The organism is Aurantimonas aggregata (assembly GCF_010500835.1).
In the GTDB taxonomy this organism is placed as follows: domain Bacteria; phylum Pseudomonadota; class Alphaproteobacteria; order Rhizobiales; family Rhizobiaceae; genus Aurantimonas; species Aurantimonas aggregata.
In genome coordinates, this window is sequence record NZ_JAAAMJ010000024.1 from 18177 (window position 1) to 43820 (window position 25644).

The following is a 25644-nucleotide window of genomic DNA, read 5'->3' on the forward strand; positions in this document are numbered from 1 at the left end:
TTACGGCGGGTTCGCCGTGTCGATGCTTCGTCCACCCCCGCTCCCAACTGCCGTGGTTCGACGTCTCGCTCCGACGCCCATCATCCACCATCACATGATTCGCCACGAAGATGTTACGATGCTTCAGCCCGGCAATGGCACCGCGTAGCGCTTCAGGGCGGCGAGATCGGGCGAGACGCCAAGGCCGACCCCCTGCGGCACCAGCATGTCTCCCTCTATCACTGGCGGAAAGCCGAGGATCAGCTCTTCCCGCAGAGGATTGGGGTTCGCATCGACCTCGAGAAGCCCGCCACCGCCGACGGCGGCGAGCAGGTGCAGCGATCCGATCAGCCCGATGCCTCCGCCCAGCCAATGCGGGCAATAGACCACGGCGTGGTCTAGGGCATTCCTTGCGATCGGCAGGCAGCCCGAGATGCCGCCCCACTTGCCGATGTCCGGCTGCAGATATCGGACGGCGCCACTTTGCGTCATCGCCGCGAATGATGTCGCACCTCTGAGGTTCTCCCCGTTCGCGAGCGGGACGCCGCAGTCGGCGGCGATCGATCGCCATACGTTGATGGGCGTATCGGCTCGGACCGGCTCCTCCAGCCATCTCGGCTGAAGCGGTTCAAACAGCTGTGCCATGTGTATGGCGGTCTCGGCATCCCAAGCCTGGTTCGCGTCGACCATAAGATCGGTGTCTCCGCCGAAGGTCTCGCGCATCGCCTCGAGATTGCGGCAGTCGCGTTCCTCGCCGAATCCGACTTTGATTCTGAACCGACGATGGCCGGCCTCAGCCTTCTCCGCAGCGAGTCGCTCGGGCGCATCGGCATTGAGTCCACTCGCATAGGCTTTGACTTGCGTGACATCCGGCCCGGCGAGGAACCGATGCAATGGCTTGTCGTCCCGTCGCGCGAGCATGTCCCAGATGGCGATGTCGATGCCGGCGATCGCCTGCGCCAGCGGACCCGGTTCTCCGCTCTGGATGGCAAGAACCGCCGTGGCGTCACTGAGGAAAGCGAATGCAGCGTTGGGATCGTCAAAGGGGCGCCGCGTCACGAGTGGAGCCAGCACTGAGGTGATCAGTCGCGCCCGATGCTCGGCCCCGACGGCAGGAAAATTGCACCAGACCTCGCCCCAACCCTCCGCTCCGTCCGTTCCGATGACGCGAACGAACACGGCAGGCCTGTCCCGCATCACGCCGAAGGACGTCACGACCGGAGTCTCGATCGGCACCCGAAAGACCAGCGGCACAACATGCGCGATGGAAAAGGCGTGGGAGGACATCTTAGATCCTTCGTCAGGTTCGGCGTCGGGCTGGGGGACTGAAGGCCCTTCCAGCGCGCGGGAGAAGATTCATGCCCACTTCGGCGGTGACGACGATTCGCGGACGACCAGGGAGAAATCGATCTCGCGATGCATCATCGCCGGATGCCCAGCGAGCGTCTGCACCAGATATTCGCCGGCCCTCGTCCAGATCTCGTCGGTAGGCATATGGATGGTCGTCAATGCCGGCTGCAGATGCCGGCTCCATTCGAGATCGTCGAACCCGACCACCGAGAGGTCCTGCGGCACGGCAAGACCCAGCTTTTGGGCTTCCAGCATGACACCATAGGCGATGACGTCGTTGCCGCAGACGATGGCCGTCGGGCGCTCGGAGCGCTGCAGCAGCGTCCGGGCCGCCTGCCGGGCTTCGTCGAGCTTGTAGTTCACCTGGATCTGCCATTCGGGCGGAGGCGTCGCGCCGGCTTCCGCCAGAACCGATATGATGCCGCGCAGACGCGCCTGGGCACGGTCGTTGTTCCGCTGCAGCGCCGCGACGATGCCGATCGATCGGTGTCCGAGATCGATGAGATGGCGCACGATGCATCGTCCGGCGGCTTCATTGTCGACGCCGATGCTCGGATAGGGCTTGTCCGGATCGTAGACGCCGACATTGACGAAATCGATCTGCTGGGACTGCAGCAAGTCACGCAACGCCTCGTGATGGGCGTCGCCGCGCAGCAGCAGCCCGTCAATCCCCCGGCTGACCAGATTGCGCGCCTGTGCAAGCTCCACATCGAGATCGTACTCGTTAGTCGCCAGGAGGAGGAGATAGTTCTGACTTGACAGATAGCGCTGGAGGGACTGGAGCCCTTGCGCGAACATCGCATTGTCGATGGTCGGGATGATCGCCCCGATCGTGCGGGTTCGCCTGGAGGACAGGGCCCGGGCTGAGGCATCGGGAATGTACCCGACCTCGTCGACGATCGCACGGATACGCGTGCCGAGCTCGGCGCTTACGGATTCGGGGCGATTGAGAAACCGGGACACCGTCGCCGTCGACACGCCGGCCTGCTTGGCGACGGCTCGAATGCCGATGCCGCGTGCGCGACGGGTGGTCGTGTCGATATCTGAAGTAACCGATTTCATAAGGCGTGCGTAATCCCCAATGTTGATGTCGAATAGCCGAACCATCACAGCTGGCGCAACCTAGCTCTATGACGCAGTGCAGCGACGATTTTGCCTCGGTTTATCCTCGTCGAGATTGACGAACGGTTTCCGTAAGGCGTATGTAACCGGTTACAAAAGCGGCCCGGGATCGGGGAGGAATCGATCCGGGAGCCGTCGGTGCAACGGGAGGAAACCATGGCATCACGTGAACGCAACGCATTGGGCTGCATTCTCGCCGCGCTGACGCTTTCGACCACGGTCGGAGCGGCGTCCGCGCAGACCTTCGACTGGAAGGCTCACGAAGGCGAAACGATCACCTTCCTGGCCAACAACAATCCGGTCGCCACGGCGCTCCTCAAGCATCAGGACGAGTTCGAGGAACTGACCGGCATCGACCTGCGGGTCGACAGCTATCAGGAACAGCAGATGCGCCAGCGCCTGCTCACGGTCCTCAACGCGCGATCGGACGAAGTCGACGTCTTCATGACGCTCCCGTCGCGTGAAGGCATGCAATATTCCGCGGCCGGTTGGTATGCCGACCTGACGCCATTCACGACGGACAGCGTCTCCCCCGACTATGATTTCGACGGATTTGGAACGGCCCTGGTCGATGCGGCGAAGTTCGACGGCGTCCTGACCGGCATCCCGCTCAATATCGAGGGGCCGGTCCTCTACTACCGGACGGACATCTTCGAGACCTGTAACGTCCAGCGGCCCGAGAGCATTGCCGACATCGAGGCGGCCGCGAAGACCATCAAGAAATGCGATTCCTCGATCACGCCTTTCGCCTCGCGCGGCCTGAAGCCGGCTGTCCCCTACACCTTCTCCAATTTCCTGCACAATATGGGCGGGCAATACATGAGGGACGGCAAGTCCAACCTCTGCTCGGCAGAGGGCAAGGCGGCGCTGGAGACCTATGCGAACCTTCTGAAGGACTACGGCCCTCCAGGCGCGGTCAACTACTCCTTCTACCAGCTGACGTCGCTCTATCGTGCCGGTCGGTCGGCGATGAGCTTCCAGTCGTCGAACGAGTTTCCCTCGGTGATGGAGGGTGGCGAACGCCTCGAGGACACGGCCATCATGCCCCTGCCGAAGGGCGACGGCGGATCGGTCCCGACCACCATAGGCTGGGCCATTACGATCTCGGCCTTCTCGGGCAATCAGGATGCAGCCTGGTATTTCGTGCAATGGGCGACGAGCCCTGAAATGCAGGCGAAGCTCGCCCTCGAAGGGATTGCGCCGCCGCGCCAGTCGGTTTCGCAGGACCCGGCCTACAAGGCCTGGCTCGAAGATCAGCCGCTTCGCAAGCAGTGGCAAGAGACGCTCGATGAACTCGCACAGACCGGCAGCTCGGAAGTCGGCTTCCCGATCATCCAGAACCCCGAATCGCGCGAATATATCGGGCAGGCGGTCAACCAGATCCTGCTTGGCGAGGCCGATGTGGACACCGCTTGCGCGGCTGCCGACGAGGCGCTCGATGCCTTGATCGCGCGGGAATGATTTCCACTCCCCATCGACCCTCGTGATCGGCGGCACGAAGCAAGCCGATCACGAGGGTCCTCGCGTGCCTCGCCTCGGGCGAGGCACGCCTCTCGATGAACATGCGAGCCGTCCGCCATGAACAAGTTCGCCCTTGCACCCGGATTCCGGGCCGCCGTGATCGGTGGTGCCGGCGGCATCGGTCTTGCGATCCTGCGCCAGCTCGATGACCTCGGTGCGGAACTCCACGCAACCGGGATCGGCACGGCTGAACTCGCCGACTGCGACGCACCGCAGGGCACCCGGCTCTCCGTCCTCGACATCACTGACCAGAGCGCTGTCGACGCCTATGCGAACGACGTCGGTCCGGTCGACCTCCTGGTAAATTGCGCAGGCATCCTGAAGCGGGACGAGGAATACACGATCGACATCTTCCGCGAGGTAATCGAGGTCAATCTCATCGGCACCATGGCGACCTGTCTTGCCTTCCGCCAGGGGCTTTCGACCCGCAAGGGCTCCATCGTCAACATCGCGTCGATGAACGCCTTCGCCGGCCTGCCCCGTCTTCCGGGATACTGCGCCTCGAAGGGCGGCGTCGTCATGCTGACGCGGTCGCTGGCGCTCGCCTGGGCGGCCGAAGGCATCCGCGTCAACGCCGTCGCGCCCGGCTTCATCGAGACGAACATCAACGCCGAGGGCCGCAAGGACGCGGCCCACTACCAGAAGATCGCCGAACGGACCGCTTTCAAGCGTTGGGGCCAACCTGACGAGATCGCCGGCACGGTCGCCTACCTCGCAATGCCCGCCGCGTCATACGTGACCGGCGCGGTCTACGCCGTCGATGGCGGCTTTCTGGCGGGATAAGACAACGATGCAAACTGCCAAGGGCCAACTTGCAGCGCTCGGTGCGCCGGCCGTCCTCTTCACCGTAGCGATGATCGCCTTCCCAGTCGTCTACACCCTGTATCTCAGCATGGAGGCCTTCAGCGCCACCGGCACGACGCGGTTCGTCGGCGCCGAAAACTACACGCGCATGATGAGCGACGAGAATTTCTGGGATGGCCTCGTCATCACCTTCTACCTCTACGCCCTGTCGCTGACGCTGCAGCTGATCTTCGGCACCGGTCTGGCGCTGCTGCTCTTTCGTGCCAAACGGCTGCCGGGTGTCGTGAGATCGCTCTTCATCTCGCCCTTCATGATGCCGCCGGTCGTTGCCGGAATGATGTGGCTCGTCATTCTGGACCCCTCGCTCGGAGCTGCGAACTACATCCTCACCTCCTTCGGGTTGCCGCCGTCCGAATGGCTCGCGTCGCCGCAATGGGTCGTGCCGACGCTGGCGCTGATCGATACCTGGCAGTGGAGCCCCTATGTCGCGCTGATCGTGCTGGGTGGCCTGCAATCGCTGCCGCCCTCCGTCTACGAAGCTGCCGAAATCGACGGCGCCTCGGGCTGGAAGCGCTTCTGGCGCATCACCCTGCCGCTGCTGCTTCCGACGCTGGTCACGGCCATGGTGCTGCGCTCGGTCGATCTCCTGCGGTTCTTCGACCTGATCTACATCACCACTCAGGGCGGTCCGGCCAATGCCTCGCTCACCCTCAACATTTACGGCTTCCGCACCGGTTTCGAGTTCTTCCAGCTTGGCTATGCCAGCGCACTGATGGTGACCCTGTCCGTCATCGTGCTCGGCGTCACGCTCGTCCTCAACCGTCTGCGCCACGCCGTTGCCTGGTAACGCCATGTCATCGCTCGCCAACCGCCCTTCCGACCGGTTCGTCACCATCATCAACGTCGTCCTGCTGGTCGCAGCCGGCATCGCCGTCCTCGCACCGGTCGCATGGATGGTGCTGTCGTCCTTCAAGCAGAGCTTCGAGGTCACGGCCTACCCGCCGACGATTGTCTTCGAACCGACCCTGGACAACTACCGCTCGCTCTCCGAGACGACGCCCTTCATTCAGTTCGGGTTGAACTCGCTGATCGTGACGATCGGATCCACCGCGCTCGGCTTGCTTCTGGGTGCGCCGGCCGCTTTCGCGGTTTCCTGGACGCGGATCACCTGGCCGGCGATCGTCACGCTGCTGGCGCGCATGGCACCGGGCACGTTGTTCCTGCTGCCCTGGTACGTGATGTTCCGGCAGGTCGACATGATCGGGACCTATAGCGTTCTGATCCTGACCCATGCCGTGATCACCATGCCGATCGTCATCTGGGTCCTGCTTCCGTTTTTCGATAACATTCCAAGAAGCGTCTTGGAAGCAGCCCAAGTCGACGGATGCACGCCGGTCCGCATCTTCTGGCGCATCGCATTGCCGCTGGTCGTCCCCGGACTTGCGGTCTCGTCGATTCTCGCCTTCGTGTTCTCCTGGAATTACTTCCTCTTCGCGCTCGTCCTGTCGAATTCCGAAACCAAGACGCTGATCGCCGCTTCCTTCAATTTCATCGGCGAGGGCTCGACCAACTGGGGCGGGCTGATGGCGGCCGCGACCCTGATCGCCCTGCCCCCGCTCGCCCTCGCCCTCGTCGTCCAGCGCTGGCTGATTTCGGGCCTGACGCTCGGCGCTGTGAAAGGCTGAACCATGATGTCGACCAAGGATCAAATGCGAGCCGCCGATTTCCAGGGCAGCGACGTGATCACCATCACATCCACGACAAAGCCCGTGCCCGGCCCCGGTGAAGTGCTGCTGCGCGTTTTGCGCACGGCCCTTTGCGGCTCGGACTTCAAGCTCTGGCACAAGGGCGCGGAGTTCATCGCCGGACACGAGATCTTCGGACGTGTCGAACAGCCGGGCCATGCCATGGATGGCAGGCGCTGTGCCGTCTACATCCCGTTGCATTGCGGTCGCTGCGAAGCCTGCCGAGCCGGCAACACCCAGATGTGCATCGAGGTCTCGTCGCTGATCGGCTGGAACCGCGACGGTGGCTATTGCGAATTCGTCTGCGTCCCGGACAACTGCCTTCTCCCGGTTCCGGACGACATCGACGACGATCTCGGCCCTCTCCTCCTCGATACGATCGGAACCTCGGCCCACGCCGTGCGTGAGGCGGAGCGCTTCCTGCCGCGCGAGGCCGACCGCAGCGTCCTCGTCACCGGCGCAGGCCCTGTCGGGCTCGGCGTCGTCCTCGCATTGAAGGCGCTCGGCTACGAGGATGTCTTCGTTTCGGATCCGAACGAGGCACGGCTTGCCATAGCGCAGGATTTCGGCGCGAAGCGCTATGCCGTGGGCAGCAAGGACAAGCGCTTTTCCCTGATCGTCGAATGCTCGGGCGCCCATCCTGCCCGCAATCTAGCGATCGAACTCGTCCTGCCGAAGGGAGTGATGGTCCTCGTCGGCGAGAATGCCGCGCCCTGGACGATCACCGAAGACAAGATCTTCAGACGAAAGGATTTCGCGATGCTGCGGACCTTCTATTTCCCGAAGTCCGACTTCGAACCCAATATCGAGCTTCTGCGGGCGAACAAGGAGCGATACCGGCGCCTCGTCGACGACGCCTTCGGGCTCGACGCATTGCCGGAGAAATTTGCCCGCTTTGCCGCAGGCGAGACGATCAAGCCCGTCCTGGCTTTCGCGGAGGCACGCTGATGGCCTTGATCCGCATGCAGCAACTCGTCAAGAAATATGGCGACCTGACCGTCATCCCCGGTCTCGACCTGGACATCGCCGACCATGAATTCGTCGTGCTCGTGGGCCCATCCGGATGCGGCAAGTCCACGCTCCTGCGCGTGCTTGCCGGCCTGGAACCCATCGACGGCGGCGAGCTTTATATCGGCGACCGCAAGGTCAATGATGTTCCCGCCGCACAGCGCGACATCGCGATGGTCTTCCAGGACTACGCCCTCTATCCGCACATGACCGTCCGCCAGAACATGGCTTTCGCGCTCGAAATGCGCGGCATGGGACGCAGCGAAATCGCAACGCGTGTCGAGCATGCCGCAAGGCTTCTCGACATCGGCCCCTATCTGGATCGCCGGCCGAAAGCGCTTTCGGGAGGACAGCGCCAGCGTGTCGCCATGGGACGGGCAATCGTCCGCGATCCTCAGGTGTTCCTGTTCGACGAACCCCTGTCCAATCTCGACGCCAAGCTGCGTGCGCAGGTCCGCACCGAGATCAAGGCGCTCTCCCAGACGCTCCGCACGACCATGGTGTTCGTCACCCACGACCAGATCGAGGCCATGACCATGGCCGACAGGATCGTCATCATGAAGTCCGGCGTGATCCAGCAGGTCGGAACACCGGAGGAAGTCTACGAGACGCCCGCCAACCAGTTCGTCGCGAGCTTCATCGGTTCGCCCTCGATGAACTTCATGCCGGTCACCCGCGACGGCGAGCAGCTGGTGCTTGCCGATGGAAAGCATCTTGCCGACACGGCCGATCTAGCCCGGCGGATGCCCGCCAATGGCAGTGCGGTCCTAGGCGTGAGGCCGGAGCATTTCCTCGTTGTTCCGGAGGCGAGTGCCGCGATCTCGGCACGGATCGATCTCGTCGAGCCGCTCGGCTCGGACACGCTTATTCACCTCAAGATCGCTGGAACCGACGCCATAGCCCGCGTCGAACCCGATCTTCGGCCGCGCCCCGGTGATGTCGTCTCGCTGGCTCCGGTTCCCGGCAAGACGCATCTCTTCGAGGCAAGTTCAGGTGCGGTCATCCTCTGATTTCGGGACGGCTGCCACCGGCATTTCCCGTCCGAGACCGACGACGGACTGCAATGCCGACACCCAAACCAGACGACAGGGCCGCACGGTTCGACCAAATCCCAAGGAGGTACAGCCACAATGTCCATCGACGGTCTGAAAGACCCTTCCCTATTCACCCAGTGTTGCCTCGTCGCAGACCGCTGGATTGCCGTGGACGGCGACAATGGCATCGCGGTCATCAATCCGGCGGACGGCGCACTGGTCGGTACGGTCCCCAGCATCGGCATCAAAACGCTGCGCGAGGCGATCGACGCGTCCGAGGCCGCGCAGAAGCTCTGGGCGCGCAGGAGTGCCAAAGAGCGTGCCGGCCTGATCCGACGCTGGTACGAGCTGATCGTCGAAAATGCCGACGATCTCGCGCGCATCCTTACCGCGGAACAGGGCAAGCCCCTGGCCGAGGCGAAAGGCGAGATCGTCGCCAATGCAGCCTATCTCGAATGGTTCGCCGAAGAGGCCAAGCGCGTCTATGGCGACATCGTCCCGCCGCCCGGCAACGATCGCCGCGTCCTCGTCATGAAGCAGCCGGTGGGCGTCTGTGCCGCAATCACGCCGTGGAACTTTCCCAATGGCATGATCACCCGCAAGGCAGGTCCGGCCCTTGCAGCCGGATGCACGATCATCGTCAAGCCGGCTTCGCAGACACCCCTTTCGGCGCTGTCGCTCGGCGTTCTGGCCGAGCGCGCCGGTATTCCCGCCGGCGTCTTCCAGGTCGTCACCGGCAAGGCCGCGATGATCGGAGAGGAGCTCTGCGCCAACACCAAGATCGCCAAGATCAGCTTCACCGGCTCGACCGAGGTCGGCCGCTGGCTGATGCGCAAGGGCGCCGACACGATCAAGCGCCTGTCCCTGGAACTCGGCGGCAACGCACCCTTCATCGTTTTCGAGGATGCCAACATCGATGCTGCCGTCTCGGGCGCGATGGTCGCGAAGTTTCGGAATTCCGGGCAGACCTGCGTCTGCGCGAACCGCATCTATGTCCATGAGACGATTGCTGCGGAATTCACCCGCAAGCTCGCAGCCGAGGTGGATCGCCTGACCGTCGGGCGCGGCGATGCGGACGGCGTCATGCAAGGCCCGCTGATCGACGACGCTGCCGTCGCCAAGATGGAAGAGCATCTGAAGGATGCACTCGACAACGGCGCCGAACTCGTGACCGGCGGCAAGCGTCACGCGCTGGGCGGCACCTTCTTCGAACCAACGGTGATCACGAAGGTGACCCAGGCGATGAAGCTCGCCCATGAGGAGACCTTTGCGCCGCTGGCGCCGGTCATCGCCTTTTCGAGCGAAGCCGACGTGATCGAGATGGCCAACGACACCGAATTCGGGCTGGCTGCTTATTTCTATACGAAGGATCTCGCCCGCACCTTCCGGGTCGCCGAGGCGCTCGAAAGCGGGATCGTCGGCGTCAATTCCGGGCTGATCGCCAATGAGATGGCGCCCTTCGGCGGCTTCAAGCAGTCCGGTCTCGGACGCGAGGGCTCCAAATACGGGATCGAGGAATATCTCGAAACCAAATATGTCTGTGTCGCCGGCCTATGAGCGGCAAACACCCGACATGGCCGCGCAAAGAGGCGCGCGTCGCCTGCCTCGGCCTCTCGGCGCTCGACTATATCTGGGTCGTCGACGAACTGCCGGGCCATGCGAGCGCGAAGGTCCGTGCGGACGACTTTGCGGTGAAGGGCGGTGGCATGGCTGCGACGGCGGCCGTCACAGTCGCCCGTCTCGGCGGCCACGCGTCCTTCGTCGGCCGCGCGGGCGCCGACCGCGAGGGTGAACTGATGCGCGCCGAACTCTCGGCGGAAGGCGTCGACATCGAGCATTTTCGGCTCTTCGAGGGCGCGCGCTCGTCGATCTCGGGCATCTTCGTCGACAGGAACGGCGAGCGACAGATCGCCAATTTCCGCGGCGCGGACTTGCCGGCGGGCACGGATTGGCTGCCCTTCGGGGTATTCGGCAGTTTCGGTGCCCTCCTGTGCGATCCGCGTTGGCCGGAAGGCGCGAGCGCAGCCTTCGGCGCCTGCCGAAAGCTTGGCGTTCCCACGATCCTCGACGGCGATGTCGCGGAGGCACAGATCTTCGACGCGCTGCTGCCGCTCGCCGATCATGCGATTTTTTCAAAGCCCGCGCTTGCCGGCTATGCCGGCAGCGCCGACGGAGCAGCCTTGCAAGCGATAGCCGAACGCCACGGCTGCACCGTGTGCGCGGTGACTCTGGGCGAAGCCGGCGTCCTCTATTTGGAAAACGGCGAGTTCCACAGCGTTGACGCCTTCCGCGTCGATGCAATCGACACGACGGGTGCCGGCGACGTCTTCCACGGCGCCTATGCCTATGCCGTCGCGCGCCGTGCGCCGACGAGCGAGGCCATGACATTCGCGGCCGCCGTCGCAGCGCTCAAATGCACGCGCCCGGACGGGCGCAGCGGAATCCCAACCCTCGAAGCAAGCCTATCATTCTGGAGACACCAATCATGACGAGCATCGGAAAACTGCGCGGACTGACCCGCCTGGCGGATGACGACGGCCATTTTACGATGGTCGCGCTCGATCAGCGTCCGCCGCTGATTTCGGCGATCGCAAAAGCCAAGAATATCCGGCCCGAAAACGTGACTTTCAAGGACATGCTGGCCGCCAAGCGCATGCTGGTCCAGGCCCTCGCCGGCGACGCAAGCTCGATGCTCCTCGATCCGAACTTTGCGGTGCCGGCAGCCCTTGACATCCTTCCTGCCCGAACCGGCCTCATCGTCACGCTCGAGGAACATCGTTTCGTCGAGACGCTCGGGGGGCGGCTGTCGCGTTCGATCGACAACTGGTCGGTCGGCAAGATCCGTCGCCTCGGCGGCGACGCCGTCAAGGTTCTCGCCTGGTACCGCCCGGATGCCTCGCCGGAGGTGATCGAGCATCAGAGAGACTACGTCCGCACGGTCGGCGCCGAATGCCGCCGGCACGACATTCCTTACGTTCTCGAACTTCTGGTCTATCCATTCCCCGACAGCGCCGGCCACACGACGGATTACGTCGAATCCCCAGATAAGCGTGCCGAACTCGTTATCGACAGCGTGCGGGAATTCGCAAAGCCGGAATACGGCGTGGATCTCTTCAAGCTCGAGACGCCGCTGCCCGGCTCTTCCTTGCCAGAATGGTCGGATGCGGCGGATTCGAAAGCGGCGGCAGCCGAATTTGACGCGGTGGGATCGATCTGCCGCGACGCAGGCATTCCCTGGGTGCTTCTCTCGGGCGGGGTGACGCCGGATCAGTTCGGCCGTGTCCTCAACTACGCCTATGCCGCCGGTGCGCAGGGGTTCCTGGCGGGCCGCACGATCTGGCTCGACGCGATCCAGTCCGCTTTCCCGGACGAGGCAAAGGTTCTTTCGGAGCTGAAGGCCGACGGCAAGCAGCGCTTCGAACGCCTGACGCAGATCACCCGAAGCCACGCGAAACCCTGGCTTTTTCCGGCCTCGGAAGTCGCCTATACACGCGAGGGCGCCTTCGCGGCTGCCTACGCCTGACGGCGGACTTGCAGCCGTCACCATGGTCCCAGGGCGACAGATGCGCTGTCCTGGGACGAGCGCGAGTCGTGCGAGATGAAAAATTAAGCAGCCAACAGGTAGTGCTTCGGCCGTAGTCCAAAGTCGGCGCGAGCGACGCGGGCCCGCTGGCAGGCCCACTAAAACACTGCCCGTCCCCAGTCCGCGCTCGGCTGGAGCACCCCGTCCGCCTTCGCCGCCACCTTCCTTCCATCCCCGACGGGCGCCGACGCTGCGCCTTGGCAAGGGCTCCGCGCCGACGCCCGTCGCTCAACCCGCAAACGAACTCAGCAAAACCGCCGGGAGCGAACTCACGACTGGATAAAAATTAGGGGCAACGTCAATCGTCCTCGAAACCCATTGCCCAAACTCCCGCGAAACTTGCGGATTCGTACCCGGAAACGAGCCGCCGAACTTGTGGCTTTTGCTACCTAATGCCGGGGTTATCGGCGTCCAAAAATTGCACGCCGGATCACAAAGGGACCACCTCATTCCGCTCTCGCGTCAGGCTGCCGAGACGATCGGCGTCCTCAGGACCATAACCGGCCGAGGCCCCCTCGCCTTCCCGAACAGCCGTCACGCACATCGCCCTATGAGCGAGAACGCAATCGGCTATCTCCTCAACTGCGCCGGATACCACCACCGACACGTGCCGCACGGTTGGCGATCGACTTTCTCCACGGGGATGAACGAGCGCTTCCCCGCAGATCACCGCATCATCGATCTGATGCTGGCCCACACGCCGAAAGACAAGGTTGAGGCGGCCTACAATAGAGCGGCGCACCTCAGGCGACGCCGCGAACTTTATCAGGCGTGGGCAGATCTGCTGATGCAGGAGCAGAGGCCGACGGCAGATCTACTGATCCTGCCGCGGCGAACAAGCCGCGCCGCCTAAGCGTCCACAAGCAGAGCGGTTTTCAAGCACCCGGCAGGAGGTCCGAAATGGACCTTCTCCCGATGAACGCCCGGGCTCTGTCCGGTTTTTGGTCAACGAAGGAGGTATTCCTATGAGACATTGGGCATTCGATAAGGACATCACCAAGGAGCTGAGCGCGGCCTGTTCCACAGCCGGCATCCCAGCCAGCCGGATGCGCAAAGGCGGGCTGCCGCACATAGCAACGATCCGGCGGTGGCGGACAACAGACCCACAGTTCGACGCGCGGCTCGAGGCCGCTTCTGGTGCGCAGCCGAAGGTGTATGATTGGGAGCAGGTCCGGCGTGAACTGCTGGCGGGCCACTCGCTAAGCGGCTTGCATAAGCAGGTTCCCAATATGCCGATGTGGTATGAAATTGCGGCCCGCGGCAGGGCTGAACCGGCCTGGTATGCGCCTATCAGAGAGGCCTTGGTCGAGAGAGAACGTGAGCGTCTGCGTCGTCGCGCTGAGCGGAAGAGTGATCTGCTGTGTCGGCTCCACCGCGGCGAAACACTGGCCGAGATGCTCAGTCGCGGTCTGATCGGCAGGTCGCTACTGGTCAAATGGCGGGCCGGAGATGCCGACTTCGACTCAGCGATCAGGACCACGATCGCCGATCGCCAGGCTGTGGAGGCAGCCCGAACAGCGGCAGCAACCGAGGCCAAGCGGACGCAGCGATTTTTCCAAAGGGAGCAAGCCAGGCAGCGCCGGCTAGGAAAGCGCGGCCCTCCATGGATCCGGTTTATGCCTCCGCCGAGAAAGCCGTTCCACGAACGTATCCTAGGGAGGCTCGAGATGACGTGATCTCCAGCATCTTCCTAGCGGTACTTGAGGGCGAGATACGCCCGGACCAGATACCGCCCAAGGCGAAGAACTACATCACCGCCTACTGGCGCGGTCGGCCGGAGTTTCATGCCCTGTCGTTTGACGCCCCTGTCGGCGGCAGCGGTGGGACGCTCACCCTGCACGACGTCATTGCTCAGCAGTAGACGGCCTCACTCCCGGCAACATCGCGCTGGCGTTCGTCGGTGCCGGCGCGAGCCCTCGGCCGAAAGTCTGCTCGGTTATCACGAAGTGCCGTTCCACCGCCGTAGCCATCGCCTCAGCCATCTCTGCTTGAGCGAGGTCGTGGTCCTGCCAGGACACGCGCGGCCGCTTTGCAGCGCAGCGCTGCCGCGTCTCCGGCGGCACACCGGCAAGGGCGAGCTTTATGACAGTCCGGAGTTGGCGGGCAGTATGCGACATGGAGTCCTCGTCGAGAATCAGGGTCGAAGGTCTGCCGCACGACAACAATTCTCCCCTCCGCCTTCTCGTCGTCAATCCCTCGATTATCAGCTGCCCAAGTAGCTTTTTGGGCGCCACTCGCTGGACACATAGATCTTACGGGGCTGGCTGAAACCGCTGACGCACCGAGCCCAAGGGGCGAGCTGAACGTCAGCTAAACGGCGCGTTCCGGAGCTGTTCGGTTCGGCTGTGGCCTATTCCCCGACGAACCAGCGAGTTTCGAGTCTACGAGGACGGCGCACACGAAAATGCTGGCTCTCTGCACTTCCCGGAACATCGCTGCCACATCGAATTGGAGACTAGGATGGGCAAGAAGAGGGCTCCGAAAGCCGTACGCATGATTGTAGGCGCGTTGGCATTCATGACCGTCTCCGTCTTTATTCTTGCGGCCATGGGGGCTTATTTGGTCGTCGGACTGCAGACTGATACGTCTCTCGTTCCCCGCTCTGACGGTGGTGAGCTGGAAGCCTCCTGGGTCGAGTGAAGGGGCCGCCCGACGCGGTCCGAGGGCGAAACGAGGATGTCCGCACTGCCACCCGCTTTAGCGAGCTCTCCCCCTCATTCCGCACGAAGCAATATCGGAGCGGGAAGCAGGAGAGGCAAAGTCGGCGCCCAGACAGACGATGCACGAGTAATTGGGCCGATTAGAAGTCAGGTTGCGGCATCCGGCAGCAGAGCGGCGACTTGCCGCTTCATCGAGCCGAGCCAGCTTCTCTTTGAAATGGTCCGGGAGATGAGGGTCAGCCTGCGAGCCAGCTCGGTTTGCAAGGTGACGACACGCCTGGGGATTCTTGATTAATTCGAACAGGAACGACTTCTGGAGGTCATTGGGGCGCCTAAATTCCATCTGGTCCCATCTTCGTTATTAAACAACGAGATAATACCCGGTCCGTTCCGGCTCCCCTCACCTGGCCGTGGACCGAGTTATCGGACGGTCGGCGAGATCGACCCGGCACGACGTCATAGCCTAACAGGAGGCGATGTTGGCTGACTGCTTGATTTTCAACCTGTTCCTGTAACACTTGGCCCGCCTGCGCGACACGGAGTGGATCATGACACGCGTTGGGAGAGCGAACTGATGGCGCGTTCGCGTGGAATCTGGTCGACGAGCAGCGTCCTCTACCAATCCCGAGCAGACGCCGCCGAGGCCGATGCTGCAAACGCCGAGACGGACGGTCAGCGACAGCGGCATGAGGAATCACGAAAGAACTGGCAGCGTCTAGCCGACCAGGCGCGGCGGCTTGAAGCTGAAAAAGCGCGCAGGCTGACGGGGAGCTCAGATGACTAAAGTGCATGAGCGACGTCCTGGGGACGATCAGTAATGTCTGAGAAGCCAGCTATTCGCCATCTCGGGCTCACCCCTTCCCGGGTTGCCTTGATGCACCGCCTCAACGACAGCCCGGTCGAGGATTCGGTGGGGCTCGAGATGAACGAGATGACCGGACACGAGTTGCGGGCGGCGGACCATCTGACGCGTGCGAAGATCGCTGAGGTTGTTCCGGGCTGGCGGATGACATTCTGGTACCGCCTGACGCCGCGAGGCCGCGAGGCCGCGAGATGCTGCAGGTGCTGTTATCGCTGGGGCTATGAGAACGTTGCGGATGGGCGGGCACCTCGCTCGCCCTTGGCTGCTAAGCGCGACATGGCGCTTCGTCGGTCGATGATGCGCCGTCTGCTCTCACTTCTCTTCGGACCTTCAGCCGAAACCCGGCAGCAAGCGAGAGTCCTGATTGTTCTTCACGGACCTGAGAGGGCGTGCTAAGGGCGCGCGACAAGCTGCGGATGGCGGGTGTGGTGGATGCGGAAGATGACCGCCGCTACGGGGGCGATGTCATGCGCGAGATCGAGCGGCGCACCGGCTATCGGCATGACAAGGACACTGCAAAACCGACGGACGAGCGGTAATAGCCGCGGGGGATTGCCCCGCCGCGTGATCGCGGCAGGGCGCCGAGCGCGCGTGGGTTGGGTTTAACGCGCTCGCAGCCCCCGCCGTGCTCTTCGTCGGAGGCCGGCCGGGAGACTAATCAGTCAGGCGCTAAATACAATGCCGCTGTCGGCTCTCGTCCTGCGCGAGGTCGCCGGGCCCTCCTGCCTGGTCGCCCGCTCCGATGGCGCCCGAGGCATCGCGATGTTGCTCCGCGCCATCCGCTATGCTGACGTGGCCCACGCATGAAACGCCGCGAGATTGGAGTACTCATGACCACGATCGAACGGGCAGCGGCCATCGCTGAGCAAGCTCACGCGGATCAGGTCGACAAGGCCGGTGCTCCATACATCACCCACCCGATCCGGGTTGCACTCGCTGTCGAGGGTGAGGAGGCAAAGATCGTCGCGCTCCTTCACGACGTCGTCGAGGATAGCGAATGGACGCTCGACCAGCTCAGCGCTGCCGGCTTCTCGGATGCCGTTGTCAAAGCCGTTGATGCACTCACCCATAAAGACCGCGAAGATTATTTCGACGCTGTTCGGCGCGCTAAGGCGAACCCGCTGGCCCGGGTCGTGAAGTTGGCCGATCTCGCCGACAATTGTGATCGGACGCGCCTGGGGGAGATAACCGAACAAGACGAGCGGCGCCTGGAGAAGTACGCTAGAGCCCGTGACATGCTGCTGGAGGAGGAATGATCCGCCGGCTGCACTCCCGTCCCATCCATCCATCCCTCCTCTGAGATCCGGCAGGAAGTGGCTCTGCTCGTTGCAACGCATGGGGCGCAGGCAGTATGGCTGATAGCGCGTGATCGCCAGCGGGACGCTTTAGATAATCAGCACTGGCTCGACGGGACGGAGGTGCGCCGCCGCAGCCGCTACTGGAGTAGCGTATTATCGGAGATCGAGCGCCAGTCCGGATACTCGCACCAGCCGGACACGGCCATGCGATATTTGGATATTGCTGAAGAGAAGCGGCGCTCTCGGAAGAAGGCGGCGGAGACGATCACGTTAGACGCAGATTTCCCGTCTTTCCGCTCACCAGCACGTTCTAGATGTCTGCCCGCAACCGTGGACGAATACCCTCTGCGCGACGTTGGCTCCCTTCCGCGCGGCGCGGGCGCCGCTGCATCACGCGGTTCAAAGGAGACGACGGATGCGCTTGCTAGTGCCGCTTATCATCCTGCTCCAACTGCTTGTACTACCGGCGCACGCCGAAGCAGAGTCTGACGCGGAGTATGATGCCTGTGTCGAACAGGCCGACGCCGTCATGCCGGAATACGGCGAGTGCGGCGGCGCTTTCCTGGACCGGAAGGACGAGCGCCTCGATCGAATTTTGCAGGCGGTGATGGAAGCCATCGGCGAAAACAGCAAGGAGCCTTTGCGGGATGAACAGCGGGCATGGCTGGCCTACCGCAACAAGACCTGCCTGTTCTATTTGAACGAGATGGAATACGGCCAGAACGGCCGCTATCTCTCGTACTATGCATGCCGCGCAGCGGTTATTCATTCGCGCATAGATGCACTCGAAGATGTCCTGGCGACCCTTGCGCCGCAGTAACACGCGCAGGCGGCGGTAGCTTGAACGCTGGGGTCGCAAAAAGATGTATGTGCAATGGGATGCTCCTGTACGATGCTCCCAATGCAGAAATCGAAAGGTCAGCATGCCCATCCGAGCAAACATGACTATCGATCAAGACGCCGGAACACCGTTCGGGCTCTCGTGATACTCCATCGGCTCACGCGATCGCCGGTCGAGACCACACCGGAGGTAACGGTGATGGTCATACTGCACGGCCCGCAGGGCGCATGGATCAGGGTGCGCGATCGTCGGCAGGATGCGTTGGAGAGCCTGCACTGGCTAGACGATGCGGAGGTGCGCACCCGCAACCGATACTGGCACGGCGTAGCGCGCGAGATAGAGAACCAGACCGGTTACCAGCATGAAACGAACGCTGGAGAACCAGTTGAGTAGCGGTGGTAACCACTGAAGCGCGCCCTGCCGCGCGGAGGTGAGGCAGGGCGCCAAGCGCGCGTTGGTAGGGCGAAGCGCGCTCATCCCCCGTCTGGTCTGCGGCAGGGGCAAGATGAAGCTTATCCGTTCGGGGGTGGATTACAACGCCGCCGAGGACGACGGTGCACCATGGAGGTTGACGGCGCCTACATTGCCGCCTCCCCGTCTTTCCGCTCGCCCCGCGCCACGATCCGCAGCACGTCGTCCGGCAGCGGCCGCTGCAGCGCCGACGCCTCTGCCCACTCCGCCTGCAACCAGACCTCGATCTCCTCCGGCTCGGTCAGGATCACCGGCATCGCCTTCGGGTGAATCGGCCCGACGATGGAGTTCGGCTCTGTTGTGAGAAAGCCGTAGAGGTCGGCGTTCACCTCCCCCTCCTTCACCTTCCGAACGCTGGTCCAGTTCGTCCAGATCCCGGCGAAGACCATCAGCGGCCGGCTCTCGTCCCGGGCGAACCAGGTCGGCACCTTCTTGCCGTCGATCGTGTCATATTCGCAGAACGACGTGAGCGGCACGACGCAGCGGTTGGCCGGCCCGAGCCAGCGGCGCCAGTGCGGGCTGTTGGTCCGCCGGATGTTCGTCACGCCCGGATCCGTCTTCTTGCCCTCAAGCGCGTATTTGGGTGACGGCATACCCCAGCGCGCCATCGTCAGCTCGCGCACGCCATCCTCGCCGTTGCACACGATCGGCGCCGTCGTATCGGGAAAGACGCCCGGCAGCGGTGGCATGTTGCCGGTCCTATCCCGCATGGCCCGGGTGAACTCGAGGATGGCTGACTGGCCCTTGGTGATGGAGAAAAGATTGCACATCGCAGCAGGAGAGCACGGCGTCGAAGCGCCGTCGAGCGGCCCCGAAACGACAAAAGCCGCCGTCCCGGTGATGAGACGGCGGCACCTGCAGGGCAGGCAAGCAGGTGGCGGCTAGACCCGCGGGCGGTTTGCCGGATCGATCGGCCGGTTGACGGTATCAACATGCGCAGTGCGCTTGCGCCCTGCCAAACCGGCCAGGCCCAAGAGGCCGATGAGCCCGAACCAACCAAGGTCGAAGCCGTCGTCGTCGTTCTGATTCGTCATTGGCTGCACCGTTTCAGTATCTGGCGCAGTGGCCTGAGCGAGGGCGGCGGTGCCGGTCGAGGTGAGGAGGACAGCGGCAAGAGCTGCTGCATAGAGAGGATTGCGTAGCATTTCGATTTTCTCCAGCGGTCACGATTTCCCGGAATGACAACGCGCTGAAAACGTTCCTGTGAAGTCGCCGTGAAGTGCGGTGGCAGCTACGTTCCGGACGAACCAATCCTCGTGGGCCGCGTTGGGTACGGCGATCAACATCGGGTGCGACAGATGTTCTTTTTCTTCTCAAACGGCATCGGCTGCCTGGGCTCCATCATCGCCTCCATCATCCTCAACCTTGTGGTAATGGCAGTTCTCGGCATCTTCTGAGGCGGAAACGACGAAAGCCGCCGACACCCAATCAAGGGCACCGGCGGCTCTGTCACAATGGCGAAAGGATGATGTTATGAGCGAGTGGCAGCCGATCGAGACGGCGCCGGTGCGCTAGGAGGAGCGGCCAGACTTTTCAGTCCCGCCCCCGGCCTCATCACGCTGCTTCACGCGGGAATGGCAGCCCGTGCAGAGGCCCTATCGCTCTCCGTGCCAGAAGATGACCGGATCACCACGATGCGGCTCTACGTGGTCGCAGACGGCTGCTGCAGTGGTTCGTCCATTACGCTCGCATTCGGCGCAGAGGGGATGCTCGGCGAGTTAGGCCTTGGCTATCCGGCGCCATGCTGCTGTTCAGTACCAGCGCCGCCAAGGTTGCTCTTGGGTGCGCTGGCGATCGTACTGCCTGTTGGCTTCTCGCTTGGTGCGCTGGCCTGATGGGCGATGGATCGGTGGTCGGGTGGGCAAGTCGCGCCTCATGCTTGCCAACGCGCATTACGTTTGATTTTCTGCGACGGGAGGTTGCGGAGGAATGGCAATGACCAGTGCCCTCGTTTCGACGGTGACCGGCCTGGCTCGCGCGATGCAAATCCTCGGCCTGTCTTTGCTTGCTGGAGCCGCACCCGTTTCCGCTCAAACTGCATCCCCCGTTCCCGGCGAAGAACACTGCGTGGTCAACGTTGCCGCGGATGACGTGCTCAACCTGCGAGAGGGCCGCGGCACGTCGGCACGCGTGTTGACGGGAAAGCGGTATGGATCCTGCGGCATTATCGTTACCGACCCATGCCAGGGGAGTTGGTGCCGAGTGGATGACGGCCACTATCAGGGCTGACGCTTCATCGCCATGGTTTCCCCCTGCCCGCTACTGCGTTACCGGCGTCTCTCCCGGCGACAAGCTGAGCCTTCGCGCATTTCCCTCATCGCAAAGCCGGGTCCTTCATCGCCTCGGTCGAAACCAGTGCTCCATCTCTTTCCTGCCCTACGCCAAAAGCGGGTGGCAGAAGATCCGCGTCGACGGCTGGGAAGGCTGGGTGAGCGAGCGGTACTTGAGCGGGCAATGACAGCACTGGTTCGCTTGGCCTCGGCTAAGATCCTGCGACGCTCGGCAGATGGATTGCTTGCAGCGAGCAGCTGTTGGCGCAAGCGGGCTGTGATGATTCGTTAACTTCGAGTTGAACTAGTTCGCGCCGGTAGCCGAAACCCACAGATCGATGTCAGATATCTGGTATCAACAGCCCTCTGACTTCCTTGATCCGCCGCATTAGTCGATCGAAGAGGTAGCCGAACAGTCAGGCCACGCCCGGTGGTTCGCGGCCCGCCTTGTATGAGGGCTTCAATGACCACTAGCTCGAAACGCCAACTCCGCACCAAGATCCTCGGGCTTTCGCTTGAGGTAAGGAATTGCGAAGGCAGGTTCGGCGGATGGGAGGGACCGCTGACAGCGGGAGTCGAGCAGCCCATCATGGAATCCGATCGGCGCCGGTTTCCACTGTGACTGCGCCCCCTATCGCCGCGTCACTCTCGGATTTACTGAAGCGCTGAGCGTTCCCATACTCGCGATGCGGGGTGGCCTGGCACCTGCCAACGCGGAAAGCGATTGCTCTTCTCAGAACAGGGTGTCGGGCGTACCGTGCGTCATGACGAACGATGACAACGCTTATCACGACGTTCTAACCGGTGGGTGCCTTTGCGGCGCCGTGCGCTATCGGGCCGAATACAAACCGATCAACGTTCGTGTCTGTCATTGCCGCCTCTGCCAGAAGGCAGTCGGTGCCGCCTTCAACGCCCGTATCCTGCTCGACGGGAGCTTGGTGGACTTCGAAGGACCCTACGCGACAGCTCAGTCGTCTCGGACCTTCTGCGCGGATTTTGCCCGAGCTGCGGAACATCGCTCTTCACCCATCGGCTCTCGAGCGGCTGGACCGGCCTGACCAGCGGATCGCTCGACGATCCAGACCGATTCAAGCCTGAGGCACACACCTGGGTCTCGGCCAAACAGCCCTGGGTCGTCATCGCCGATCAACTGCCTCAATACGACGAGATGCCGCCCACTTAGAAGACACCCACCGCTAGATGAGCCCATATTGCCAGTGTGACCACGAGGACGACGCCGGCCAGAAGAACCCGCGGCAGAGGGCTGCGCACGGTTTCAAAGACAAGAACCAGAGCGACGCCGGCCCCGCCCAAAAGCGCTGCTGCCGTGGCGAAATCCTCGGAACCCCAATTCATGACGGTAACGCTCCCACCAGCAGCCTGATGTAGGCCGCGAGAGCGGCACCGCCATCCTTCTTTACCGCGGCAACGCGTTGGGTTCTAAGGGCCACTCAGCATGAAAAGGACTCAGCATGGCCGCTTCGCCCGGGCGACAGCATTTCGTCGACACCAACAATCAGAAAATCGTCGCGGTCGTTCAGATGATCACCCACCTGAAGCAGGCGGGCGCAGAACGCACCGAGGTCTTCTTCGTCGGCGGAAACAGCGTCGTTGTCCAAGGGGCGATCGATGACGTCTTCGGGCGCCTCTGGCCCTGAAACACGTCCGCAAGCAGCTCCGCGCGGTTAATCTGAACGGTCGATGAACAGGCCGTTCGTGACCCGTTAACCCACATAGACGCATCCCGCTTCACGTGGTTGCAGCATCCCGTCCCTATCGGTGCAACCACCAGGCCGGATCGTCCCCAAGGCGATCCGGCCTTACCATGCTGGAGTGACAATGAATGGATGCGGAGCGGGAACTTCGGGAAGCCGTCAACGGAATGCTAGACTCGCTTGATGCCGTCGTTAAGACCTACGGGGGGCTAGACCCTTACCTGCTCGTCGACCTGATCTCTGAGCAGATCGAATTCTCGCACGACAGGATCGAGGCAGTTATCAGAGAAGAAGCGAGCAAACGGGCAATCCCGCTGCTCCCTGCTCGCCCGCAGACACAGCACTGAGCGTGGCGGAGCGGCTGAAGCAGCAAGCTTGCCCCCACCGCCGCAGCAATGCCACCTTCTTCCGTCTATAGCTTGGCCAACGTCACACGTATGAGGGTCCACCATGTCCATTGTTGAGACCAACGAAGCGGAGCGATCCCTCGCCAAGGGCTCCGACGGCAAGGCCTACGATGTTCATCAGGTCGTTGTTCCCGAAACCGAGGGCGGTCCGGAGAAAACGGAGTGGCTGCTTTCCTCGGGAATCAAGCTGGCGACTAGCGATGGCAGTTCGTTCACGGTGCCGGGCGAAGATCTTGTCCTGACGAAGGTCGGCGGATAGACTTCTGGTTCGATCGTAGCTGCAAGGCCGGGAGGTCTCGCCTACCCCATGCAGATACAAAAAAGGCCCGCCGAAGCGGGCCCTCAAACACATTTTCCGACCTTAGAAGCGCTTATCCCTGTTCTCGGCAGAAAGGTCAATAGTCCTACTGCCCGCGCCGAATAGGAACGAATTCACTTTCTGCGCTTGCTGTCCAAGAAGCGCCGGGCGTCGGCTTCGAGGGTGGATGTGAGGCGAGTTAGGTCCGCAAGCTCGGCATCGGGTAGCGTCGGGATCGGCTCTCGGCTCTCACCCGGCGCGGCTCGGATTGGTGCCGGTCGCAGAGGGTGGAGAGCTCTCGCATTTCATCCACCGCCGCCTCTGCAAGAAAGTAGCCACGCCGCCAGATGCGGCTGTATGCGGCTTCGTAGCTGGTCTGGAACTGCTGGGATACCGGCTCAGCGTAGCCGAAGATGCTCAGGGCTCCGCGCGGATCACCATCGCGGAGCCGAGGGAGCCCATCCCGCCCTCTTGGACAGAATTCGCCTACCGGCTGATGGCGGCGATGCCGATCGAGCGGGATGACGAGGTAGTAAGCTTCCTCGCTGTCCGAAATCTCATGTTCCGCAAGCGGGAGATCGTGAAGGCCCTCGTCGAATGGGTCGACCACGGCTCAGGCGGAAATGACGAGGCCGTCACCTTTGTCCGCGCCTCGGTACCCGACGCCACCGGTCAAGAGGTCGAAGCCACAACACACTGGATGGCAGACACACTGGCGGGCGATCGACGCGGCCCGAGCCATCAGCCGAGGGAGGGATACCACCATGCAGCCTAATCAGGAGCGGGCGATGAGCCAGACGGTCGAGACCACCACCCTCACCCGCGGAGACCGCCTCCTCCGCCTGAGCGAGGTGAAGGGCAAAGTCGCTCTGGGCTCATCGACGATCTACCGCCGCATGTCGGCCGGTACGTTCCCGAAGCCGATCTCCCTCGGCCTCGGCACGGTGCGGTGGAAGGAGAGCGAGATCGAAGCGTGGATCGCGGAGCTGACCGTGCAGTGAAGCTGCGCATGATATTCAAGGTGCCCCGTGCCCGGGCTTCTCTAAGCGAGTGCGATGCTCAGCGCGCGCTTCCCGTCTTTAACGGGTTGATGCCTATCGTTCAGCAGGAATGCGGCCATCTCAATCGGTGCCAAGGGTTTTGCAAAGAGAAAGCCCTGGAACTGGTTGCACATCAGCGTGCGGAGGAAAGCCGCCTGTTCTTCCGTCTCGACGCCCTCCGCGGTGATCCGCATCTTGAGTGAACTGCCGAGCGTCGTAATAGCCTGACGGATGTCCCGGGCCGCTTGATCCCTTTCAATTGCAGAGACAAACGAGCGGTCGATCTTGATTTTGTCGAACGGGAACTGCCAGAGGTACGACAAGCTGGAGTAGCCCGTCCCGAAATCGTCCATTGCGATTGATACCCCTAGCGCTTTCAGTTGCTGCAGCTTCTCTAGGACCGCCCCCGGGTGCTTGATGAAGAGGCTCTCCGTTATCTCCAGTTCGAGGCGGCTTGGTTCCAGTCCAGATGCGACCAGGGCGTCCCGCACGATTTCGGCGATGCTGCTCCCGACGAACTGGGTCGGTGAAAGATTGACAGCGACCGTAAGGTGATCCGGCCACACGGCAGCAGCGCGGCACGCTTCTTCGATCACCCATCTGCCGATCGCGCGGATCTGACCCGTGCCCTCTGCGATCGGAACGAATACCGCCGGTGAGACCATTCCGCGTCGGGGATGCTCCCAGCGGAGAAGCGCCTCGAAACCCATCGTTTCTGACGTCTGCGCATCAACCAGCGGCTGGAAATGGAGACATAGCTGCTGGCATGCAGCGGCCTTTGACAGGTCCGACTCGATCGCCTGGCGTTCTTGAGCGACGCGATCCATGTCTTCCTGAAAGAAGCGAAATCCTCCGCGCCCATCGTCCTTCGCCCTGTACAGCGCGAGGTCGGCACTACGCAGGAGTTGTTCGCCCGTCTTACCGTCGGTTGGAGCCATCGCGACGCCGATTGAGACGCCTACGGTGAATTGATTCCCGCCGACTTCTATCGGAGGTCCAAGTGCCTCGATCAATCGTCTGGCCAGTCCCGATGCGGCATCCTGGTCGGCATTGAACTGAAGGACCCCGAATTCATCGCCACCCAGGCGGGCCAGCATGTCATTCTGCCCGATGCAGATCTGGAAGCGCTGGGCTACTTCAATCAGCAAGGCGTCGCCGATTGCGTGCCCCTTGGTGTCGTTGACCAGCTTGAAGTGGTCGAGGTCGATGAAGTGAACGGCATAGGTCTGGGAGGCTGCATGCCGGTCCTCAACAGCTGCCGCGAGTAGCTCATTGAAGCGGGCCCGGTTGGCGAGCCCGGTCAGGACGTCGTTGTGCGCGAGATAGTTGATGCGCTCTTCCGCCAGTTTGGCGTCCGTCACATCGGAACCGACGCCCCTGTATCCTGCATAAACGCCGCTATCGTCGTAGTGGGGCTGCCCGGTCACTCGCCACCAACGTCGCTCTCCCTCTCGGCATAGCGGAACCGTGACATCCTTGAAGGGCTGGCGCGCATCAATCTCACAGAACAGTGAACCGCACCGGGTTTCCCGGAGGCCATTTGGTTTGAGTCCTACGCGGCGATGGGCATGGCCTCAAGCTGCGCGTAGTAGGCGGCTTCCGCTTCTGCGGGCGGGATGTTTCCGATCGGCTCGAG

At 62.7% G+C, this 25644-nt stretch carries 31 protein-coding genes; 26 read left to right on the top strand and 5 right to left on the bottom strand.

Annotated features, from left to right (window positions below; all coding sequences use genetic code 11):
- Positions 1-123: 123 nt before the first annotated feature.
- Entirely contained in the window at positions 124-1266 is a 1143-nt protein-coding gene (locus GTW51_RS20120; protein WP_163045840.1) for a mandelate racemase/muconate lactonizing enzyme family protein, read from the bottom strand.
- A 69-nt stretch (positions 1267-1335) separates the two neighbouring features.
- Positions 1336-2391, bottom strand: coding sequence for a LacI family DNA-binding transcriptional regulator (locus GTW51_RS20125; RefSeq protein ID WP_163045841.1), 1056 nt, complete (start codon positions 2389-2391; stop codon positions 1336-1338).
- Positions 2392-2607: 216 nt separating this feature from the next.
- Here GTW51_RS20125 and GTW51_RS20130 point away from each other — a divergent pair, with 216 nt between their 5' ends.
- The 17 genes from GTW51_RS20130 (at position 2608) to GTW51_RS20205 (ending at position 18200) form a co-directional block, all read left to right on the top strand.
- The gene (locus tag GTW51_RS20130) at positions 2608-3912 is read left to right on the top strand and encodes an ABC transporter substrate-binding protein (protein ID WP_163045842.1); all 1305 of its coding nucleotides are present in this window, start codon (positions 2608-2610) and stop codon (positions 3910-3912) included.
- A 117-nt stretch (positions 3913-4029) separates the two neighbouring features.
- Positions 4030-4755 (top strand): SDR family NAD(P)-dependent oxidoreductase, encoded by a 726-nt coding sequence (locus GTW51_RS20135; protein ID WP_163045843.1) that lies wholly within the window; start codon positions 4030-4032, stop codon positions 4753-4755.
- Positions 4756-4762: 7 nt separating this feature from the next.
- Positions 4763-5623 carry a carbohydrate ABC transporter permease gene (locus tag GTW51_RS20140; protein ID WP_163045844.1) on the top strand — a complete coding sequence of 287 codons (861 nt, stop codon included), beginning with the start codon at positions 4763-4765 and terminating at the stop codon, positions 5621-5623.
- A 4-nt stretch (positions 5624-5627) separates the two neighbouring features.
- The gene (locus GTW51_RS20145; RefSeq protein ID WP_163045845.1) at positions 5628-6461 is read left to right on the top strand and encodes a carbohydrate ABC transporter permease; all 834 of its coding nucleotides are present in this window, start codon (positions 5628-5630) and stop codon (positions 6459-6461) included.
- Between the two features lie 3 nt (positions 6462-6464).
- Entirely contained in the window at positions 6465-7469 is a 1005-nt protein-coding gene (locus GTW51_RS20150) for an alcohol dehydrogenase catalytic domain-containing protein (RefSeq protein WP_246233299.1), read from the top strand.
- Positions 7469-8539 (top strand): ABC transporter ATP-binding protein, encoded by a 1071-nt coding sequence (locus tag GTW51_RS20155; RefSeq protein WP_163045847.1) that lies wholly within the window; start codon positions 7469-7471, stop codon positions 8537-8539. Before GTW51_RS20150 ends, GTW51_RS20155 begins: the two co-directional genes overlap by 1 nt.
- Positions 8540-8659: 120 nt before the next feature.
- Complete coding sequence (locus GTW51_RS20160; RefSeq protein ID WP_163045848.1) at positions 8660-10120, top strand: NAD-dependent succinate-semialdehyde dehydrogenase; 1461 nt, start codon at positions 8660-8662, stop codon at positions 10118-10120.
- Complete coding sequence (locus GTW51_RS20165) at positions 10117-11052, top strand: PfkB family carbohydrate kinase (RefSeq protein WP_163045849.1); 936 nt, start codon at positions 10117-10119, stop codon at positions 11050-11052. The genes GTW51_RS20160 and GTW51_RS20165 overlap by 4 nt, the downstream gene beginning before the upstream one ends.
- Positions 11049-12086: a tagatose 1,6-diphosphate aldolase gene (locus GTW51_RS20170; protein ID WP_163045850.1), complete on the top strand. Its 1038-nt coding sequence runs from the start codon at positions 11049-11051 to the stop codon at positions 12084-12086. Before GTW51_RS20165 ends, GTW51_RS20170 begins: the two co-directional genes overlap by 4 nt.
- 610 nt (positions 12087-12696) lie before the next feature.
- Entirely contained in the window at positions 12697-12999 is a 303-nt protein-coding gene (locus GTW51_RS20175) for a hypothetical protein (RefSeq protein ID WP_203566203.1), read from the top strand.
- Positions 13000-13111: 112 nt separating this feature from the next.
- Positions 13112-13822, top strand: a complete 711-nt coding sequence (locus GTW51_RS20180; protein WP_163045851.1) for a hypothetical protein — start codon at positions 13112-13114, stop codon at positions 13820-13822.
- On the top strand, positions 13819-14007 hold the full coding sequence (locus GTW51_RS20185; RefSeq protein WP_163045852.1) for a hypothetical protein: 189 nt from the start codon (positions 13819-13821) through the stop codon (positions 14005-14007). Before GTW51_RS20180 ends, GTW51_RS20185 begins: the two co-directional genes overlap by 4 nt.
- A gap of 599 nt (positions 14008-14606) precedes the next feature.
- Complete coding sequence (locus tag GTW51_RS20190) at positions 14607-14786, top strand: hypothetical protein (protein ID WP_163045853.1); 180 nt, start codon at positions 14607-14609, stop codon at positions 14784-14786.
- A 1298-nt stretch (positions 14787-16084) separates the two neighbouring features.
- On the top strand, positions 16085-16207 hold the full coding sequence (locus tag GTW51_RS24400; protein WP_281354637.1) for a hypothetical protein: 123 nt from the start codon (positions 16085-16087) through the stop codon (positions 16205-16207).
- Positions 16208-16498: 291 nt separating this feature from the next.
- A complete protein-coding gene (locus GTW51_RS20195; protein ID WP_163045854.1) occupies positions 16499-16924 on the top strand; it encodes an HD domain-containing protein in 426 nt (141 codons plus the stop codon).
- Between the two features lie 457 nt (positions 16925-17381).
- Complete coding sequence (locus GTW51_RS20200) at positions 17382-17786, top strand: lysozyme inhibitor LprI family protein (protein WP_163045855.1); 405 nt, start codon at positions 17382-17384, stop codon at positions 17784-17786.
- A 216-nt stretch (positions 17787-18002) separates the two neighbouring features.
- Positions 18003-18200, top strand: coding sequence for a hypothetical protein (locus GTW51_RS20205; RefSeq protein ID WP_163045856.1), 198 nt, complete (start codon positions 18003-18005; stop codon positions 18198-18200).
- 185 nt (positions 18201-18385) lie between these two features.
- Here GTW51_RS20205 and GTW51_RS20210 read toward each other — a convergent pair whose 3' ends face one another.
- Both GTW51_RS20210 and GTW51_RS23645 read right to left on the bottom strand, forming a co-directional pair.
- The gene (locus GTW51_RS20210; RefSeq protein ID WP_163045857.1) at positions 18386-19048 is read right to left on the bottom strand and encodes an SOS response-associated peptidase; all 663 of its coding nucleotides are present in this window, start codon (positions 19046-19048) and stop codon (positions 18386-18388) included.
- Positions 19049-19159: 111 nt separating this feature from the next.
- Positions 19160-19423, bottom strand: a complete 264-nt coding sequence (locus GTW51_RS23645; RefSeq protein ID WP_203566204.1) for a WGxxGxxG family protein — start codon at positions 19421-19423, stop codon at positions 19160-19162.
- A 790-nt stretch (positions 19424-20213) separates the two neighbouring features.
- Between GTW51_RS23645 and GTW51_RS20220 the strand changes: the two genes are divergently transcribed.
- The 9 genes from GTW51_RS20220 (at position 20214) to GTW51_RS20250 (ending at position 23969) form a co-directional block, all read left to right on the top strand.
- On the top strand, positions 20214-20507 hold the full coding sequence (locus GTW51_RS20220; RefSeq protein WP_163045858.1) for a hypothetical protein: 294 nt from the start codon (positions 20214-20216) through the stop codon (positions 20505-20507).
- Positions 20485-20736, top strand: coding sequence for an SH3 domain-containing protein (locus GTW51_RS24655; protein WP_425483294.1), 252 nt, complete (start codon positions 20485-20487; stop codon positions 20734-20736). The genes GTW51_RS20220 and GTW51_RS24655 overlap by 23 nt, the downstream gene beginning before the upstream one ends.
- Before the next feature lie 576 nt (positions 20737-21312).
- Positions 21313-21606 (top strand): GFA family protein, encoded by a 294-nt coding sequence (locus GTW51_RS24775; RefSeq protein ID WP_484463065.1) that lies wholly within the window; start codon positions 21313-21315, stop codon positions 21604-21606.
- On the top strand, positions 21534-21731 hold the full coding sequence (locus GTW51_RS24780; protein WP_484463067.1) for a GFA family protein: 198 nt from the start codon (positions 21534-21536) through the stop codon (positions 21729-21731). Before GTW51_RS24775 ends, GTW51_RS24780 begins: the two co-directional genes overlap by 73 nt.
- Positions 21732-22020: 289 nt before the next feature.
- Positions 22021-22206 carry a hypothetical protein gene (locus GTW51_RS20230; RefSeq protein WP_163045859.1) on the top strand — a complete coding sequence of 62 codons (186 nt, stop codon included), beginning with the start codon at positions 22021-22023 and terminating at the stop codon, positions 22204-22206.
- A 185-nt stretch (positions 22207-22391) separates the two neighbouring features.
- Entirely contained in the window at positions 22392-22610 is a 219-nt protein-coding gene (locus GTW51_RS20235; protein ID WP_163045860.1) for a hypothetical protein, read from the top strand.
- A 103-nt stretch (positions 22611-22713) separates the two neighbouring features.
- Positions 22714-22929, top strand: coding sequence for a hypothetical protein (locus GTW51_RS20240; RefSeq protein WP_163045861.1), 216 nt, complete (start codon positions 22714-22716; stop codon positions 22927-22929).
- 310 nt (positions 22930-23239) lie between these two features.
- Positions 23240-23743, top strand: coding sequence for a hypothetical protein (locus GTW51_RS20245; RefSeq protein WP_163045862.1), 504 nt, complete (start codon positions 23240-23242; stop codon positions 23741-23743).
- Positions 23744-23756: 13 nt separating this feature from the next.
- A complete protein-coding gene (locus tag GTW51_RS20250; protein ID WP_163045863.1) occupies positions 23757-23969 on the top strand; it encodes a helix-turn-helix transcriptional regulator in 213 nt (70 codons plus the stop codon).
- 41 nt (positions 23970-24010) lie between these two features.
- On the opposite strand, the gene GTW51_RS20255 is transcribed toward GTW51_RS20250, so the two are convergent.
- Positions 24011-25435, bottom strand: coding sequence for an EAL domain-containing protein (locus tag GTW51_RS20255; protein WP_163045864.1), 1425 nt, complete (start codon positions 25433-25435; stop codon positions 24011-24013).
- Positions 25436-25644: the final 209 nt, after the last annotated feature.